The sequence below is a fragment of the Kocuria subflava genome, assembly GCF_012163155.1.
Lineage (GTDB): Bacteria > Actinomycetota > Actinomycetes > Actinomycetales > Micrococcaceae > Kocuria > Kocuria subflava.
Window position 1 is genome coordinate 90666 of record NZ_JAAVUN010000008.1, and the last position, 16051, is coordinate 106716.

At 63.8% G+C, this 16051-nt stretch carries 16 protein-coding genes; 9 read left to right on the forward strand and 7 right to left on the reverse strand.

Going from position 1 to position 16051, the window contains the following annotated elements:
* Positions 1-42: 42 nt before the first annotated feature.
* Entirely contained in the window at positions 43-990 is a 948-nt protein-coding gene (gene glpX, locus GTW58_RS05785; protein ID WP_081994372.1) for a class II fructose-bisphosphatase, read from the reverse strand.
* Between the two features lie 197 nt (positions 991-1187).
* On the opposite strand from glpX, the gene GTW58_RS05790 reads away from it, so the two are divergent.
* The 4 genes from GTW58_RS05790 (at position 1188) to GTW58_RS05805 (ending at position 6200) form a co-directional block, all read left to right on the forward strand.
* Positions 1188-1859, forward strand: coding sequence for a DUF4245 domain-containing protein (locus GTW58_RS05790; RefSeq protein WP_157980405.1), 672 nt, complete (start codon positions 1188-1190; stop codon positions 1857-1859).
* A 162-nt stretch (positions 1860-2021) separates the two neighbouring features.
* On the forward strand, positions 2022-2660 hold the full coding sequence (locus GTW58_RS05795) for a carbonic anhydrase (RefSeq protein ID WP_280842280.1): 639 nt from the start codon (positions 2022-2024) through the stop codon (positions 2658-2660).
* Between the two features lie 158 nt (positions 2661-2818).
* Complete coding sequence (locus GTW58_RS05800; protein WP_047692291.1) at positions 2819-4231, forward strand: class II fumarate hydratase; 1413 nt, start codon at positions 2819-2821, stop codon at positions 4229-4231.
* A gap of 223 nt (positions 4232-4454) precedes the next feature.
* A complete protein-coding gene (locus GTW58_RS05805) occupies positions 4455-6200 on the forward strand; it encodes a pyruvate dehydrogenase (protein WP_119932080.1) in 1746 nt (581 codons plus the stop codon).
* Positions 6201-6369: 169 nt separating this feature from the next.
* On the opposite strand, the gene GTW58_RS05810 is transcribed toward GTW58_RS05805, so the two are convergent.
* Both GTW58_RS05810 and GTW58_RS05815 read right to left on the reverse strand, forming a co-directional pair.
* Positions 6370-6861 (reverse strand): NUDIX hydrolase, encoded by a 492-nt coding sequence (locus tag GTW58_RS05810; RefSeq protein WP_119932081.1) that lies wholly within the window; start codon positions 6859-6861, stop codon positions 6370-6372.
* A 49-nt stretch (positions 6862-6910) separates the two neighbouring features.
* Positions 6911-7426 (reverse strand): prepilin peptidase, encoded by a 516-nt coding sequence (locus GTW58_RS05815; RefSeq protein WP_157980406.1) that lies wholly within the window; start codon positions 7424-7426, stop codon positions 6911-6913.
* Between the two features lie 115 nt (positions 7427-7541).
* Here GTW58_RS05815 and GTW58_RS05820 point away from each other — a divergent pair, with 115 nt between their 5' ends.
* Both GTW58_RS05820 and GTW58_RS05825 read left to right on the forward strand, forming a co-directional pair.
* Positions 7542-8384 (forward strand): hypothetical protein, encoded by an 843-nt coding sequence (locus GTW58_RS05820; protein WP_189587240.1) that lies wholly within the window; start codon positions 7542-7544, stop codon positions 8382-8384.
* A 114-nt stretch (positions 8385-8498) separates the two neighbouring features.
* Complete coding sequence (locus GTW58_RS05825) at positions 8499-9797, forward strand: glycosyltransferase 87 family protein (protein WP_119932083.1); 1299 nt, start codon at positions 8499-8501, stop codon at positions 9795-9797.
* On the opposite strand, the gene phoH2 is transcribed toward GTW58_RS05825, so the two are convergent.
* Positions 9766-11181 (reverse strand): RNA 5'-3' helicase PhoH2, encoded by a 1416-nt coding sequence (gene phoH2 / locus GTW58_RS05830; protein ID WP_119932084.1) that lies wholly within the window; start codon positions 11179-11181, stop codon positions 9766-9768. The genes GTW58_RS05825 and phoH2 overlap by 32 nt on opposite strands.
* 156 nt (positions 11182-11337) lie before the next feature.
* Entirely contained in the window at positions 11338-12099 is a 762-nt protein-coding gene (locus GTW58_RS05835) for an isoprenyl transferase (RefSeq protein WP_047692316.1), read from the reverse strand.
* 155 nt (positions 12100-12254) lie between these two features.
* Here GTW58_RS05835 and trhA point away from each other — a divergent pair, with 155 nt between their 5' ends.
* Complete coding sequence (trhA, locus tag GTW58_RS05840) at positions 12255-13016, forward strand: PAQR family membrane homeostasis protein TrhA (protein ID WP_231559518.1); 762 nt, start codon at positions 12255-12257, stop codon at positions 13014-13016.
* 78 nt (positions 13017-13094) lie between these two features.
* On the opposite strand, the gene GTW58_RS05845 is transcribed toward trhA, so the two are convergent.
* Together GTW58_RS05845 and mca are read right to left on the reverse strand one after the other, a co-directional pair.
* Entirely contained in the window at positions 13095-13439 is a 345-nt protein-coding gene (locus GTW58_RS05845; protein WP_047692315.1) for a hypothetical protein, read from the reverse strand.
* Positions 13440-13499: 60 nt separating this feature from the next.
* Positions 13500-14447: a mycothiol conjugate amidase Mca gene (mca, locus tag GTW58_RS05850; RefSeq protein WP_047692314.1), complete on the reverse strand. Its 948-nt coding sequence runs from the start codon at positions 14445-14447 to the stop codon at positions 13500-13502.
* Positions 14448-14582: 135 nt separating this feature from the next.
* On the opposite strand from mca, the gene GTW58_RS05855 reads away from it, so the two are divergent.
* Positions 14583-15092: a DUF4307 domain-containing protein gene (locus GTW58_RS05855; protein WP_052209833.1), complete on the forward strand. Its 510-nt coding sequence runs from the start codon at positions 14583-14585 to the stop codon at positions 15090-15092.
* Between the two features lie 214 nt (positions 15093-15306).
* Positions 15307-15813 (forward strand): transcription elongation factor GreA, encoded by a 507-nt coding sequence (gene greA, locus GTW58_RS05860; RefSeq protein ID WP_047692322.1) that lies wholly within the window; start codon positions 15307-15309, stop codon positions 15811-15813.
* The last annotated feature ends 238 nt before the right edge of the window (positions 15814-16051 follow it).

A 16051-nucleotide genomic window follows, 5' to 3' on the forward strand; every position in this document is an offset into this window, starting at 1 on the left:
TATGCGTGCACGTCGGTTGCTCAGACCCCGGCCCCGCCGCCGTCAGTTGCGGGCGTACTTCTCCCACTTGGCGGCAACGTGCTCACCCTCCACCACGCGGACCGTTCCGGAGTGGGAACGCATCACCAAGGACTGGGTGGTGATTTTCTGGCCTTGATAGCGGACACCGCGCAGAAGATCGCCGTCGGTGATTCCCGTGGCCGCAAAAAAGCAGTTGTCCGAGGTGACCAAATCCTCAGTGGTCAACACCTGCTCCACGTTCAAACCTGCAGCAGTGGCCTTTTCTCGTTCGTCGTCGTTCATGGGTGCCAACCGGCCCTGGATCACACCACCCGTGGCCTTGACGGCGCAGGCGGTCACAATGCCCTCAGGGGTCCCGCCGGTGCCCATCATCACGTCAACACCGGTGCCTTCACGGCAGGCCGCAATGGCTCCGGCGACGTCGCCGTCCAGAATCATGCGCGTGCGGGCCCCCGTCTTCCGGATCTCATCCACCAGGTCAGAGTGCCGCGGACGGTCCAAAACACAGACGGTCAGCTGGTTGACGGGCACACCTTTGGCGCGGGCCACCAGGTGCAGGTTCTGCTTGACCGGCAGGCGCAGGTCCACAAAATCAGCTGCCTCCGGCCCCACCACCAGCTTCTCCATGTAGAACACCGCCGACGGGTCAAACATGGAACCGCCATCAGCCACAGCAATCACGGACAGGGCGTTGTTCATGCCCAACGCAGTCAGGCGAGTACCGTCAATCGGGTCCACAGCAATGTCAGATGCCGCACCGGAGCCCTCCCCCACCTGCTCACCGTTGAAGAGCATGGGGGCCTCGTCCTTTTCACCCTCACCGATCACCACGGTCCCGTTGAAATCCACGGTGGACAAAAAGGCGCGCATGGCATCCACGGCCGCACCGTCGGCGCTGTTCTTGTCTCCGGCACCCACCCAGTGACCTGCGGCAATGGCGGCAGCCTCGGTCACGCGGACCAGTTCCATGGCCAGGTTGCGATCGGGAGCGTTGGTGGACTTTGTCTGCTGGGGCACAGCTTTCCTCACCTTCGGTGCGTGTGGGGCGACCTCGTCGTCGACCTCATCCACCAGAGTAACCGCGAGACCGCCGGCCTTGTAGGTGTTGCGGCGGCCCACCACTGCGTGGGACGGGTGAGCTGAACTTTGGGGGCACAATGGAGCCCGTGAGTCAGCAGAATCCCCAGAGCACTGAGCGCCTCGACCCGCAAGCTCAGCCGGTTGAACCAGCCGATCAGCAGTTCACGCCTCAGATCACGGCCAAGCAGGCACAACGTGTCCATGCCCCGGCCCGTGCCATGCTGATTTCCATGGCGGTACTGGTGCTGTTGGCCCTCCCGTTCTTCTTGCTGCAACCACGTCCGGACGGTCAGACCTACCGCCCGGACGTCAATGTGGCGCAGGAAGCTGCCTATGCTTCCGACGTCGCAGCGTTCACGCCCCTGGCCCCAGATCTGGGAGACGGTTACAGCCCCAACTTTGCCCGGTGGCAGGGCAACACCGCTGACGGGGTGGATCGCTGGGAGGCGGGGTGGGTGACGCCGTCGTCACGGTTCGTCGAACTGATCCAGACCGATCAGGCCAACCCCACGTGGGTGGCTGACGTGGTGGATCAGGCCCCGGCTACCGGGTCCCGCGAAGCCCACGGCATCGAGTGGGAGATGCACCAGAAGGAAAACGACCGCGGCCAGGTCACGCGCTCCTGGGTGGGTAAGGTGGAGGACAGCACCGTGGTGCTCACGGGCACGGGGTCGGATGCGGAGTTCGATCACGTGGCGCAGTCCGTGGTCGAGGCTCAACAAACACCGGCCACACCTGCGGCCAGCCCATCCGCATGACATTCTGTAATCCGTATCGCCTAGTGTCAGGAGCCGTCCGTGAGCCAGCAAGATCCCACCGTGCAGGACAGCGACTCCATCCAGAACAGTGCGGCCACCCAGGACAGCAACTCCACTGAGTACGCATCTGACGGCACGCGCATCCCCACTCCGGAAGAACCCCTGGGTTACGGGGCCGAGCGCCCACTGACCCCGCAGCAGGCCTGGGAGAAGTTGCGGGCCGGCAACGCGCGGTTTGTGGAGGGCCACTCCGAGCACCCCAACCAGAATGTCAGTCGGCGTGAATCGCTGACCCAGTCCCAGCACCCGTTCACCACCATTTTTGGTTGCTCTGATTCCCGGCTGGCCGCAGAAATCATCTTTGACCTGGGGCTGGGCGATGCCTTTGTGGTGCGTACGGCCGGCCAGGTGGTGGCTGACGCCGTCCTGGGCACACTGGAATATTCAGTGGAGGTGCTCAAGGTCCCGCTGATCGTGATCCTGGGACACGACTCCTGCGGCGCGGTCACCGCCACCAAGGAAGCCGTGGACAGCGGGAACCTGCCTGCCGGTTTCCAGCGATCCTTGATCGAACGCATCACCCCAGCGGTGTTGGACGGTCACCGCACCGGGCGGGATTCCGTCAACGAGATGGTCATTGAGAACGTCCGGATCGTGGCCGAGCGAATCTTGGACCAGTCGCGTTCCATTGCAGCGGCGGTCTCCCGCGGGGACGTGGCGATCGTGGGCCTCTTCTACCACCTTGGTCACGGCAAGGCCGAGCTGGTCTACGGCCACGGGGCTTGGCTGGAACTGGACTGAGCCTCCCGCCCCTCTCCCCACCCCCTTCCCGCCGAAACCTCCGACAAGTCCCGGCAACGGCTCTAGAGAGGGCTTTTTCGGAGGTCTCGGTGGGCTGGATGACGACGACGGCGGCCTGCGCGTCGTCACGAATGTGGTCCGGGCCATAGACTGGTGTCATGGCTGACAACAACGCTGAATTCCGTATCGAACACGACACCATGGGTGAGGTGAAGGTTCCGGTCAACGCCTTGTACCGGGCCCAGACCCAGCGCGCCGTAGAGAACTTCCCGATTTCCGGCAAGACCCTGGAGCGCCAGCACATCAAGGCCCTGGCCCAGGTCAAGAAGGCCGCAGCTCAGGCCAACCAGGAACTGAACGTGCTCGATGCCGAGCGCTCGCAGGCCATCCAGGACGCCGCTGACCTGGTTGCTTCCGGTGATTACGACGAGCACTTCCCCATTGACGTGTTCCAGACCGGCTCCGGCACCTCCTCCAACATGAACACCAACGAGGTCCTGGCAACGCTGGCCACCCGGTCCTTGGAGTCCACCGGCACCGAGGTCCACCCGAATGACCACGTCAACGCCTCTCAGTCCTCCAACGACGTCTTCCCCACCTCCGTGCACGTGGCTGTCACCGCGGCGTTGTCCCACGAACTGATTCCGGCCATGGAGACTCTGGCAGCGTCGCTGGAGAAGAAGGCCGAGGAGTTCAAGGACGTCGTCAAGTCCGGGCGCACCCACCTGATGGACGCCACACCCGTGACCCTGGGTCAGGAGTTCGGTGGCTACGCCGCGCAGGTGCGCTACAGCATCGAGCGCGTCAACGCATCCCTGCCCCGCGTGGCGGAGGTTCCCCTGGGCGGCACCGCCGTGGGCACGGGCATCAACACCCCCGCCGGCTTCTCCGCACGGGTGATCGAGCTGCTGGCTGCCGAAACCGGGCTGCCCATCACGGAAGCCCGCAACCACTTTGAGGCCCAGGCCAACCGTGACGGTTTGGTGGAGGCATCCGGTCAGCTGCGAACCATTGCTTACTCCTACATGAAGATCAACAACGATCTGCGTTGGATGGGTTCCGGGCCCAACACCGGTCTTGGCGAAATCGCCATCCCGGACCTGCAGCCGGGCTCCTCCATCATGCCCGGCAAGGTCAACCCCGTGATCTGTGAGGCCGCCATCCAGGTGGCTGCCCAGGTGATCGGCAACGACACCACGGTGGCACTGTCCTCCACCAACGGTGCGTTTGAACTGAACGTGGGCATCCCGGTCATGGCTGCCAACCTGCTGGAGTCCATCCGCCTGCTGGCCAACACTTCCACCGTGATGGCGGAGAAGATGATTGACGGTTTGACCGCCAACCAGGAGCGTTGCCGCTTCTTGGCCGAGGCCTCGCCGTCGATCGTCACCCCGCTGAACAAGGCCATCGGGTACGAGGCCGCAGCCAAGATCGCCAAGCACGCCGTGGCCAACAAGGTCACCGTGCGTGAGGCCACCGTGGAGCTGGGTTACGTGGACGGCGAGAACCTGACCGAGGAGCAGTTGGACGCCGCTCTGGATGTCACCACCATGACAGGACCCAACTCCTGAAATCGTCGCTGAGCAGCGAGTTCCACCGGTACTGACCGGCCCAGAAGCGATTCGTGCCGCCCATCAGCTCTGATGGGCGGCACAAATCGCTTCTGAGCAGATGGAGGGCAGTGACCAGAGGAACACCTCATCAAGCGTTTCAGCTGATGATCCGGACCTACCATGACCAGTGAGCTCGTTCTGGCCTGGGATGTTCCCGGGTCAGTGATCACAGGAGGCATCCATGAAACTCGCCGAACAACTCGTGGCCCAGCTGCAGCAAGCAGGTGTCAAGCGTATTTACGGGATCGTGGGCGACAGCCTCAACCCCATTGTGGATGCCGTCCGCCAGACCGGTGGCAGCAAGAAAGGTGGAATCGACTGGATTCACGTGCGCCATGAGGAGGCTGCTGCCTTTGCTGCTGCCGCTGAGGCGCAGTTGACCGGTGAGTTGGCTGTATGTGCGGGATCTTGCGGCCCGGGAAACCTGCACCTGATCAACGGGCTTTACGACGCCCAGCGTTCCGGTGCACCCGTGTTGGCCATCGCCTCACACATTCCGTCCGTTCAAATCGGACAGTCCTTCTTCCAGGAAACCCACCCTGATCGACTCTTCAATGAGTGCTCCGTATACAGCGAGCTGATCTCCACCACAGATCAGGCCCCGCGCGTGGTCCGCTCTGCCATTCAGCACGCCACAAGCCTCAACGGCGTGGCCGTTGTGACACTACCCGGGGACGTGGCCGACCAGGACGCCACCGCCAAGACCCCCCACTGGACACCGGTGATGGCTGCAACCACGGTGCCGAACCCCGAATGCATCCAGGAAATTGCCCAGGTGCTCAACGATGCCAAGAAGGTGGCCATCTTTGCCGGCGACGGCGTGCGCGGCGCGCACGCCGAGGTCATGGCACTGGCTGAAGCACTGGCAGCACCCGTGGGCCACTCCCTGCGCGGCAAGGACGCCATCCAGTACGACAACCCGTTCGACGTCGGCATGACAGGGCTTCTCGGATACGGAGCTGCTGCCGAAGGCCTCCAGGATGCCGACGTCATGATCATGTTGGGCACGGATTTCCCCTACGACCAGTTCCTGCCTGAAACCACCACCATCCAGGTGGACCGCAACCCTGCGGTGCTGGGACGCCGAACCGATGTGCAATATCCCCTGCAGGGGGACGTGTTGCCCACAGTCCAGGCATTGTTGCCTCTGATCAAACCCAAGAAGGATCAGAGTTTCCTCACGAAGACCCTCAAGCGCCACGACAAGCTCATGAATCACGCGGTGGGTGCCTACACCCGCAACGTGAAGCGGCTGCAACCCATTCACCCCGAATACGTTGCGGACGTACTGGACCAGGTGGCTGCAGAAGACGCCGTCTTCACAGCTGACACGGGCATGTGCAATGTATGGTCCGCACGCTACATCCGTCCTCTCGGTACGCGCAGGGTGATCGGTTCCTATTTGCACGGTTCCATGGCCAATGCGCTTCCTCATGCCATTGGCGCGCAGGTTTCCCACCCCGGCCGGCAGGTGATCTCCATGTCCGGGGACGGTGGCCTTTCCATGCTGATGGGCGAGCTCGTCACAGCGGCCATGTACCAACTGCCGGTCAACGTGGTGGTCTTCAACAACTCCACCTTGGGCATGGTCAAGCTGGAAATGCTTGTGGACGGCCTGCCGGACTTCGGCGTGGACGTCCCGGACGCAAATTACGCCAAAGTGGCAGAGGCTCTGGGGTTCCACGCCCAGAGGGTGGTCAAGGCCAAGGATGTGGAAGGCGCGCTCAAGTCCGCCTTGGCGCACAACGGACCGTCACTGGTGGAGGTCATCACAGATCCCAATGCTCTGTCCATGCCGCCCAAGATCACCGGGGATCAGGTGTTCGGCTTTGCCACGGCCATGAGCAAGATCGTGCTCAACCGAGGTGCGGGAGAGGCCGTGTCCATGGCGCGCTCAAACCTGCGAAACGCCAACGCTCTTCGCTGAGCAGCAAGTTCCACCGGTACTGACCGGCCCAGAAGCGATTTGTGCCGCCCATCAGCTCTGATGGGCGGCACAAATCGCTTCTGAGCAGATGGAGGGAGCAATGAGCGGAAGAACTCGCTGTTCGGCGGGTGTCAGGCAGCAGGGCTGGCCGGCAGCTACCCGCCCGCGTTCATGACGAGACGGTTCCGTCCGGGTCCGTGACAAACCTAGTGCGGCCATCGAACTCCACGGCCACGGCGATTCGTTCCAAGAGGTCCTCCCGGATCTCCGGCAAATCGTTCAGAGGGAACCAGCGGACGTCCGTGGATTCGTCGTCGTTGACCACCGGGTCGCCGCTGACCCAGCGGCACCGGAAGGCATGGTCAAGGAAAGTGCACCGGTCGCCGTTGGGGAATTCCATCTCCCGGCCTGCTTTCACCATCGCCAGGCCCTCCACCACACAGGTCACCCCGGTTTCCTCCTGGCATTCACGCACAGCCGTCACCGCAGGATCTTCCCCGGGGTCAACAATGCCCGTGATGGGAGTCCACCGGCCGTTGTCCGAACGGCGGCCCAACAGCACGTGGTCTCCTTTGAGCACCACTGCGGTGGCACCTGGCAACCACAGCAGGGCGTGGCCGATCTTTTCGCGCAGCTCAAGGATGAAGTCAGGGGTGGGCATGGGTGCTCCTGTCTGACGGAGGATCAAGGACCTGGCATCAAGGATGTTGTCACACCAGAACCAGCGCAAGGGCAGCGCCCACCAGCATGGCAGGTCCGAACGGTACCCGGTCCGTGGCCTTGGCCCGCTTGCTGATCAGCAGGAACACGGCGATCACCCCACCCACCACAAAACCAAGAACCACACCCCACAAAACGTTCCACATGGATGCGAAGCCCAAGACCGTGCCCAGCAGGCCGGCCAAGCGGACGTCACCCAGCCCCAGGGCTCCACGGGAGGCTCGATGCAGCAGGAGGTACAACAGCCACATTCCCATTGATCCCAGCACCATGCCCACAATGCGGGTGGGCTCGCCGGAGAGCAGAGCGGCAGCGGTCAACAGGATCCCCGCCCCCACCCATGTGGGTCTGACCACGGCCCCCGGGAGCCGGTGTTCGCGCAGATCCACGTAGAGCAACCAGGCGGAGATCAGAGCCAGGGACGTGAGGGTGAGCAGGACAAAGAACGTGGCCATCAAGCTGCCCACTCCCCCGTCCGATGCATGGAGCATCAAGTAATCACCCATGGGCACCACGGTAGTCCGGGGCGACCCCGCAGCCCACTCCACGTCAGCCTTCAGTGGAAAGGTCACCCAAGTGTTAACCACCCACGCTGGATGTGGAGGTCTTTAGACTGGTCCCATGAGCATCGGACCGTACGGTCGCCCCACTGCAGCCCCGGGAAACGACCCCCAGGAGTTCGCCGCACTGTGCAGATCCTCGCCCTGGCGCTGGAACACCATCCGCTTCACACTGCAGTGGTTGCTCCCGGCCTCCGACCGGGATGCCACCGGAGCCCCCATACGGGACTCCTCCATGGGAGCCAAACAGGACCGCGTGCCATCGCCCATCCGAGCCTGGGTCCGACGCCCCAAGGATCTGCGCGTGGAAACCCTGGACGGGCATCCTCTCTACACGTCCACGGACATCGGCACCTCTCTGCAGGATTTCTACGTGGCTTCCCGTCCGGACTCATGGCTCCTGCCGCCGTCGTTGGTGGCCCCTGTCTACCGCCGCTCCGGTCTGGTGGAACGCCGCCCGGAGGCCGCCTATGGTGACCCCGTGTTCGGAGGTGGCCGCTGGCAGGCAGTGCTGGACCCGGTGGAGATGGTGGGACCCAAGCCTGTGGCCCCGTACCTGGCAGCCCAACAACTGCCCGCGGCCATCAGTGACGTCCGGGTCCTGCATGACGACGCCGGGCGCACCGTCCGTACCGCCACCGTGACACCTCGGATCACCTACCAGCCCGTGGAGCCAGGCCATCCGTTGGTCCCTGCGCCCTCAGAGGTGGTGGTGGATGACCAGACGGGGATCTGTGTGGCCTCCACCGTTTTGGAAGGGCCGCTGAGTGGTGCCGGGCACCGGCTGCGGATCGAGGCCGTGGACGACTACATGCTGGATGACTTGTTCACACCGGTCTCCTTCAACCTCACGGATGTTTCCCACCATGTCCCGTGGCAGGTCACGCAAGCCCCTGACGTATGAGGTCCTGGGCCGTAGCCCATTAAGCTGACCCACGGGTCCCCCAATGATTGGTCATGCAACTGCGGGCGTCCCGATACCCAATTTCCCCTCCTGTGTGATGATCCGAAGGCCCCCATGTCCCGGTCGCATCGATTGGTTTCCCTCTCTCCCCGAATCTCCTGGTCCACCATCTGTGCCTTGCTGGTCAGCTACGTGGTGGTCACCGCCCTGGCATCGACCTATCTGTTGACGGTCAGGGACTCACCGGGCCTGGACATGCGTGTGTACTGGCGAGCAGCCCAGGTGCTGCACGGAGTGAACCCCAACACCCAGGAGCTCTACGCTCCCTCACTGGTTTCCGTGGGCAGTCTGGAGCTTCCATTCACCTATCCACCGCTGTCAGCCCTCATGTTCTACCCCTTGGGCGGCATGACCTTGGAGCAGGCCTGGAGCATCACAGCCGTGTTCGGCGTGGCATTGCTGGGGCTATACGTACTGGTGATCTTGCACCTGGCACCGTTCTCACGCGCCTGGTTCGGATCCACTCCTGTGGTGAGCGTCTTGGCGTTCCTTGGTGTCTACGGCGTGTTGTGGAACCTGTACCCGGTGAGCTTCACCCTGGTGTTCGGGCAGGTCAACATAGCCTTGGCGCTGCTGATCCTGTGGGACCTGGGCAGGCAGCGGGAGCACACGTGGGGCACCGGTGTGCTGACCGGATTTGCCGCCGGGTTCAAGGTCACGCCCGCAGCCATGGGACTGGTCCCCCTGGTGCAGGGCCGGTGGTGCACCATTGCGGGCATGGTCCTGGGGTTGGCAACCACCGTGGTGATCTCTGCGGTGTTCCTCCCGCGCGAGGTCTGGGACTACTTCACCTCCCAGTTGTGGCAGACCAGCCGAGTGGGCGAGGACGCACGAATTTCCAACCTCTCCCTCAATGGTTCCCTGCACATGCTCAACCTCCCGGACGGTTGGGCCAGTCCCCTGTGGGTGGTCCTGGTTCTGACAGTGCTGGTGGGCGGAGCACTGGGAATCCGACGGGTGTCCCGTGCGGGTGACGCCTTCAGCGCCACCGTGATCGGCGCTTTGGTCATGCTGCTGATCTCCCCGATTTCCTGGGAGCACCACTGGGTGTGGGTGGGGCCCCTTCTGCTGGCCCTGATTCCACACAACCCGCGGTCGGCACCGGCATGGGAATGGGCGGTGGTGGTGATCCTGGCTGGGTTGCTGTTGTGGACGTTCACCTCCGCGCCATCCATATTTGCCGCCCACCTCACCGAGCCAGGTGAGGTGCCTGCTGTGGTGTTCAATGGCCCACCGTCACTGGAACGGGTGGCCACCTTCCCGGTCTGGGCCGCCGTGCTTTCAGGAATCTGGCTGTGCCTGCGGCCGTACCGCACAGATCTCACACCTCAGCACGTTCCAGCACTTCCGTGACCAGCGCGGCGATCGGCGAGCGCTCGGAGCGCGTCAACGTGACGTGCCCGAACAAGGCCTGACCCTTGAGCGCTTCCACCACGGCCGTGACACCGTCGTGGCGCCCCACGCGCAGGTTGTCGCGCTGTGCGACGTCGTGAGTCAGGATCACTTTGGAGTTCCGCCCGATTCTGGAGAGCACGGTCAGCAGCACGTTCTTCTCCAGGGATTGGGCCTCGTCCACAATCACCCAGGCGTCATGCAGGGACCGTCCGCGGATGTGGGTCAGCGGCAGCACCTCGATCAAACCGCGTGAGCTCACCTCAGTCATGACGTTTTCGGAGACCACGGAACCCAAGGTGTCGTAGACGGCTTGGCCCCAGGGGTTCATTTTTTCGTCCTCGGTGCCGGGCAGGTAGCCCAGCTCCTGACCGCCCACCGCGTAGAGCGGACGGAACACGATGATCTTGCGGTGTTCCTGACGTTCCAGCACGGCTTCCAGCCCCGCACACAGGGCCAACGCCGATTTGCCGGTGCCGGCCCGCCCTCCCAGGGAGACGATCCCCACCGCCGGGTCCGTCAAGACGTCAATGGCCAGGCGCTGTTCCGCCGAGCGCCCCACCACGCCGAACACTTCACGGTCACCCCGCACCACACGTGTGTTTCCATCGGCCCGGACCCGGGCCAGGGCATTGCCGCGCGGTGAGTGCAGCACCAGTCCACAGTTGGCCGGTAGCCCGGCAGATTGATCGATGGCCACGGACTCTTGGGCGTACAGGGCAGCGACGACGTCGTCGTGGACCTCCAATTCCTCCACTCCCGTGTATTCGGTGTGGCCCCCGGTCACCCACTCCGCGCGGTATTCATCAGCATCCAGGCCCAATGCAGATGCCTTGACGCGCATGGGGAGGTCCTTGGAGACCACGCAGACGTCATGGCCTTCATCCGCCAGGTTCTTGGCCACGGCCAGGATGCGGGAATCATTGTCCTTGAGCCGGAAGCTCAACGGCAGCACGGTCTCGGCCACGTGGTTGAGCTCCACCATCAGACGACCCCCCTCATCCCCCAGCGGCAAAGGGCGGTTCAGGTTGCCGTGTTCCACGCGCAGTTGGTCCAGCAGACGCAATGCCTTGCGGGCAAAATAGCCCAGCTCGGGGTCATGGCGTTTGCCCTCCAACTCGGTGATCACCACCACGGGCAGAACGACGTCGTGTTCGGCAAAACGCAAGACGGCGCGAGGATCGGAGAGGAGCACGGAGGTGTCCACCACGTAGGACTTCACGCCGGCCCGCGGTGCGGTCACCGCAGGCGTTTGTACGGAGGACACCTGGTGGGTGGAGGCCTGCCAGGTGTCACCGTGCTGAGCTGCGGCATCGAGCTTGTGGTCTACGTGATTGCTGGTCATCGCGGCGCCCTTTGTTGGGTGAGGACAACCGGCGTCGGTCACCGGCCGCCTGATCCCACGGTGACATGGCACACGACTGCCCCCAGTGCCTGACACGTGAACGCCCCGTGAATTACAGGGATGTGACTCAGGGCACACGCGCAGACGGGGGTGTGCTCAGCCGCCGAATCGACGTTTGCGGGATGCGTAGTCCCGCAAGGCACGCAGGAAGTCCACGTAGCGGAAATCCGGCCACAGGGCCTCACAGAAGTAGTACTCCGAATAGGCGGACTGCCACATCAGGAACCCGGAGAGCCGCTGCTCACCGGAGGTGCGGATCAAGAGGTCAGGATCCGGTTGGCCGCGGGTGTAAAGGTGTTCCGAAATGTGCTCGGCAGACAAGGAGGACACCAAATCGCGGACATCCTCCCCGCGGTCCAGGGCCTCCGTGAAGATCTCCTTGACGGCATCCACGATCTCTTGGCGTCCGCCGTAGCCCACGGCAATGTTCAGATGGGGGCCCTCGTTGTCCTTGGTGACCACCCGCAGGGTTTCCAGGCGATCCCGCAACGGCTGGGGCAGTAGGTCCAAGGCCCCCACCGGCTGCGCACGGCAAATACCCTCTTCCTGCAGCCGCTGGGTCAGGCCCGTGATGATCTCCAGGAGCGGTCCCAGCTCAGCAGCGGGGCGCTTCAGATTCTCCGTGGAGAGCACGTACAGGGTGACCACGGGGATCTCCAGGTCCCGGCACCATCCCAGGAACTCGATGATCTTCTCCGCACCCGCACGGTGACCGTCCTCCGTGGACCCACCGGACTGTTTGGCCCACCGCCGATTGCCGTCCACCAGCACACCCACATGGTGGGGCAACCGGTCTTGATCCAGGTCAGCGGCAAGACGCTGCTCATAGAGCCGGTAGATGGGTCGAGCTTTGGCCACGCCACCCTCCTGACATCTGTGTGCGGATCAGCCAGTACAAATCTAGCGCCTGCCCCAGAACATCACGTCCCGCAATCCCAGGCGGCACCCAAGTTGGGGACCTAGAATTCTTGATGATCCCCCGGGTCCCACTTACTTTCCTCAAGGAGGTTCCCGTGACCGAACATGCTCGCGCATCTCAGCGCACCACCAAGCGCCCACGACGGGTTGCTCCCGTGATCCCTGACGTGCTGGAAACCGTGGCCCGCTCACCGTTCTTGCACAAGCTCGGTTCAACACTTGCCCACCCACCGGTGCCCCGCAAACCCAGTTGGCGCGGTTGGATCCACGCCGGTTTCACCCCCATTGCCTTTGTGATGGTTCTGGTGGCCATGATCCTGGCCCCCACCGTGGAATTGCGGGTGGCCTGCGCCGTTTTTGGTGTCACCGGGTTGCTTCTGTTCGGCGTCTCCGGGATCTACCACCGCAGCTACTGGTCCCCGCGGGTCACCGCTGTTCTACGCCGCTTGGACCACACCAACATTGCCCTGTTGATTGCCGGCACCTACACGCCGGCCGCCATTGCGTTGATGCCTGACCCCACCATCCTGCTGTCCATCATCTGGGGTTCGGCCATCGGCCTGGTGGCCTTCCGGCTGGTGTGGATGAATGCACCGCGTTGGCTCTACACGCCGTTGTACGTGGTCATGGGCTGTATTGCCGTGGCTTATCTGCCGCAGTTCTGGCCGGTGCAGCCCGTGGCCACCATCATGTTGGCGGTCGGTGGACTTGCTTACATTGCAGGTGCGGTCACCTACGCGCTCAAGTGGCCCATCCTGGCCCCGCGCACTTTTGGCTTCCATGAGGTCTTCCACACCTGGACCGTGGTGGGATTCATCTGCCACTACATTGCGATCATGTTCGCCATGCTGGGGTGACCAGGCGCTCAAGGGTTCGGGCATGGAAAAGGGCAGATCCACTCAACGGACCTGCCCTTTTCCATGCCCAAATCAGGGCTACACCCCGGAACCGGGTTCCGACCCGCCGGAGTTGGGCTTCTGCCCGGAACCGTCTGAGGTGGTGGCGGGCGCAGGCGTCGTCGTCGTGGCGGTCTGCTGCGCGCCCTCACCGGCAGGTGAACCCTGCCTCTCCTGGGCCTCCTGCTCAGCGGCGTAGGCCAGGCGGTACCGCAAGCGGCGCTGCCGACGCATGAAGTCCAGGATCAAGGCAGTCAGTGCCACCACCACAAAAAACGTGGCGAAAAACCCGATCACACCTGGGCTGACCTGTTCAGGCTCCAAACCCGGCATGAGCTGGTTGGGGTCAGCGGGCGGGGTGGTCTCCAGGAACACGGACAACATGGTGAGTCACTCGGCTTTCGGAACTTTGGGGATGGACATCGGCTGCTCCAAGCGAGTGGCTCAGATCTGCCAGTCCGGTTGTGGAGCGTAATCGGGCACGGGGGCAATCTGGTCCACGATGCCCTCGAACAGGCAGGTCTCCGGGGCCACGGCCTCAACCCGGGAATCAGCCAGAACGTAGTCCTCCCACGGCCAGGCAGCCGCCTGGAACTCGGGGGAAACGGCAAAGAACATGGAGTCAGGGGCCACCTGGGTTGCGTGGCAGCGCAGGGCGTCCTCGCGGACGGTGAAGGACTCCGGGCAGAAGACCTTGGTGGTGGTGGGGTGTTTGCCCAAGGCAGCCGTGTTGCCCTCGGCATCCTGTGCCTCCAACATGCGCGCGATCCGCTCCGCAAACGGAGATTCCAGGCCGCGTTCCAGCATGGCATCGTGCAGGGCCACAAATCGTTCCGGACTGAAGGCTTTGTCGTAGTAGATCTTCAGCGGTTCCCAGGCCTCACCCAGATCCGGATAGGCCTCTGGATCTCCCGCGGTCTTCCAGGCGTGCATGGCCACGTTGTGGGTCTGGATGTGGTCCGGGTGCGGGTACCCGCCGTTTTCGTCATACGTCAGGATCACGTGCGGCTTGAAATCACGCACCAACTTGACCAGTGGGGCCGCGGCGATCTCCACCGGCTGCAGGGCAAAGCAGCCCCACGGCAGTGGCGGCAGAGGATCCCCTTCCGGAAGACCGGAGTCCGTGAAGCCCATCCACCGGTGCTGGATGTCCAGGATGTCAGCAGCCTCAGCCATTTCGGAGCGCCGGTAGCCGGCCAGATCACGCTCTGCGTGCGGAACACCTTCCATGGCCTGGTTCAGGATGTCCCCGCGTTCCCCGCCGGTGTTGGTGGCCACCATGACCTCAACCCCCAAACGACGGTAGTGGGCCATGGTCCCGGCACCCTTGGATGATTCATCGTCAGGGTGCGCGTGGACAGCCAACAGGCGCAGGTCAGCATACGTCGGCAAGGAACATCTCCTTCATGGTCCGCCGAACGCGGACGGGTGGTGACGGGTGGGCCGGTGCGCAGTTGGCACCAGCAGGCACTGCCGACCATTCTACGCGCCGCACACCCGGCCCCTCACGGCACCTAGACTGGATCCATGCCCACCGACCCCACCACCAACACGGAACCCACCGTGCCCGCGGGCACCCCGTCACGGAACGCGGCGGGGGGGTCGTCGTCCATGGACGTCGGCCGGGATGCCGAACGTCGGTTGCAACAGCGGTACGCGCGCCCGGCGCGCCGCAAGCCCACCAAACGATCACTGTTGTGGGTTCTGGTGGCAGGCACGCTGGTGGCCAGTGCTTTTGTGATCTGGATTTTGGTGGCCGGTTCCAATCGCCCCGCCACCAAGGACGTCGGCTTCGAGCTGGCCTCCGCATCCCAGATCACAGCCGATTTTGAGGTCACCAAGAACCCCGACGACGTCGTCCGCTGTGGTGTGGAAGCACTGAACCAGAACTACGCCGTGGTGGGCTACACGGAAACCACCATCGGCCACGTGGACCCGGACCTGGTGGTGGGACGAACCAGTGCGCACCGGGTGGAAATCCGGACCACCAACCAGGCGAATTCCGCTCAAGTCACCCAGTGTTGGGTGATCGACTGAGGCCTGGATCCACGGTTCACGGCAGGGCTGCTTGAGACGGCGTGAACCGTAGCAGTGCTGGTGATCACGCCATATCCGTTAGACTATTGTGTCTGAGAACACGGCCGTGGCTGCCGGTGTGCACCCTCCCGGAGCAAGACCGCCCGGGCGTCACGCCCCTGCGGCCGTGCCTGATGACCAACGGAAACACCTGAAGACCAGAGAGAAGGCAACTGTGCCTGAGACCCCCGAAACCCAGGGCGCGTGGCTGACCCATGAGGCCTACGACCGCCTCAAGAAGGAACTCGACCACATCTCCGGGCCCTACCGCCAGGAAATCGTGGACCGCATTGAGGCCGCCCGTGAGGAAGGTGACCTCAAGGAGAACGGTGGTTACCACGCCGCCCGTGAGGAGCAGGGGAAGAACGAGGGCCGCATTGCCCACCTGACTGCTCTGCTGGACAACGCAGTGGTTGGCGAAAAGGCCGCCGACGACGGCGTTGCCGAATCTGGCATGGTGGTCACCGCCAAGGTGGCCGGCAACGAGATGACCTTCCTGCTGGGTTCCCGTGAGGTTGCCGAGGACCTGGTGGGCGACTCCGACATGGAAGTTTTCTCCGACCACTCCCCCATCGGTTCCGCCGTCAAGGGTCACAAGTCCGGGGACACCGTGAGCTACCAGGCCCCCAACGGCAAGGAAATCTCCGTGGAGATCCTCACGGTCAAGCCTTTCGAGGCCTGATCGGACGTATCGCTCGGCCACCGGAGTCGGGTCACATCACTCACTGAGTTCGACGACGGTCGGGCCCTCCCTGGACTGCATTGCTTGGCGTCCTGCGGAGGGCCCGACCGTCGTCGTTGTCGAGACAGCAGTGTCCGGCCCCTGCGCCCGGGCGCGGGGGGGGGGGGGGGGCGGCCTCGCCGCTGTTCCCTTGGCTGCTGTTGCCGGGGGCGCGCCCCCCCCCCCCCCGGCGGGGCGC

Coding starts and splice junctions, on each gene's coding strand:
- glpX (WP_081994372.1), bottom strand. CDS start 990: ATGGAACTGGTCCGCGTGACCGAGGCTGCCGCCATTGCCGCAGGTCAC.
- GTW58_RS05800 (WP_047692291.1), top strand. CDS start 2,819: ATGGCTGACAACAACGCTGAATTCCGTATCGAACACGACACCATGGGT.
- GTW58_RS05805 (WP_119932080.1), top strand. CDS start 4,455: ATGAAACTCGCCGAACAACTCGTGGCCCAGCTGCAGCAAGCAGGTGTC.
- GTW58_RS05810 (WP_119932081.1), bottom strand. CDS start 6,861: ATGCCCACCCCTGACTTCATCCTTGAGCTGCGCGAAAAGATCGGCCAC.
- GTW58_RS05815 (WP_157980406.1), bottom strand. CDS start 7,426: ATGGGTGATTACTTGATGCTCCATGCATCGGACGGGGGAGTGGGCAGC.
- GTW58_RS05820 (WP_189587240.1), top strand. CDS start 7,542: ATGAGCATCGGACCGTACGGTCGCCCCACTGCAGCCCCGGGAAACGAC.
- GTW58_RS05825 (WP_119932083.1), top strand. CDS start 8,499: ATGTCCCGGTCGCATCGATTGGTTTCCCTCTCTCCCCGAATCTCCTGG.
- phoH2 (WP_119932084.1), bottom strand. CDS start 11,181: ATGACCAGCAATCACGTAGACCACAAGCTCGATGCCGCAGCTCAGCAC.
- GTW58_RS05845 (WP_047692315.1), bottom strand. CDS start 13,439: ATGTTGTCCGTGTTCCTGGAGACCACCCCGCCCGCTGACCCCAACCAG.
- GTW58_RS05855 (WP_052209833.1), top strand. CDS start 14,583: ATGCCCACCGACCCCACCACCAACACGGAACCCACCGTGCCCGCGGGC.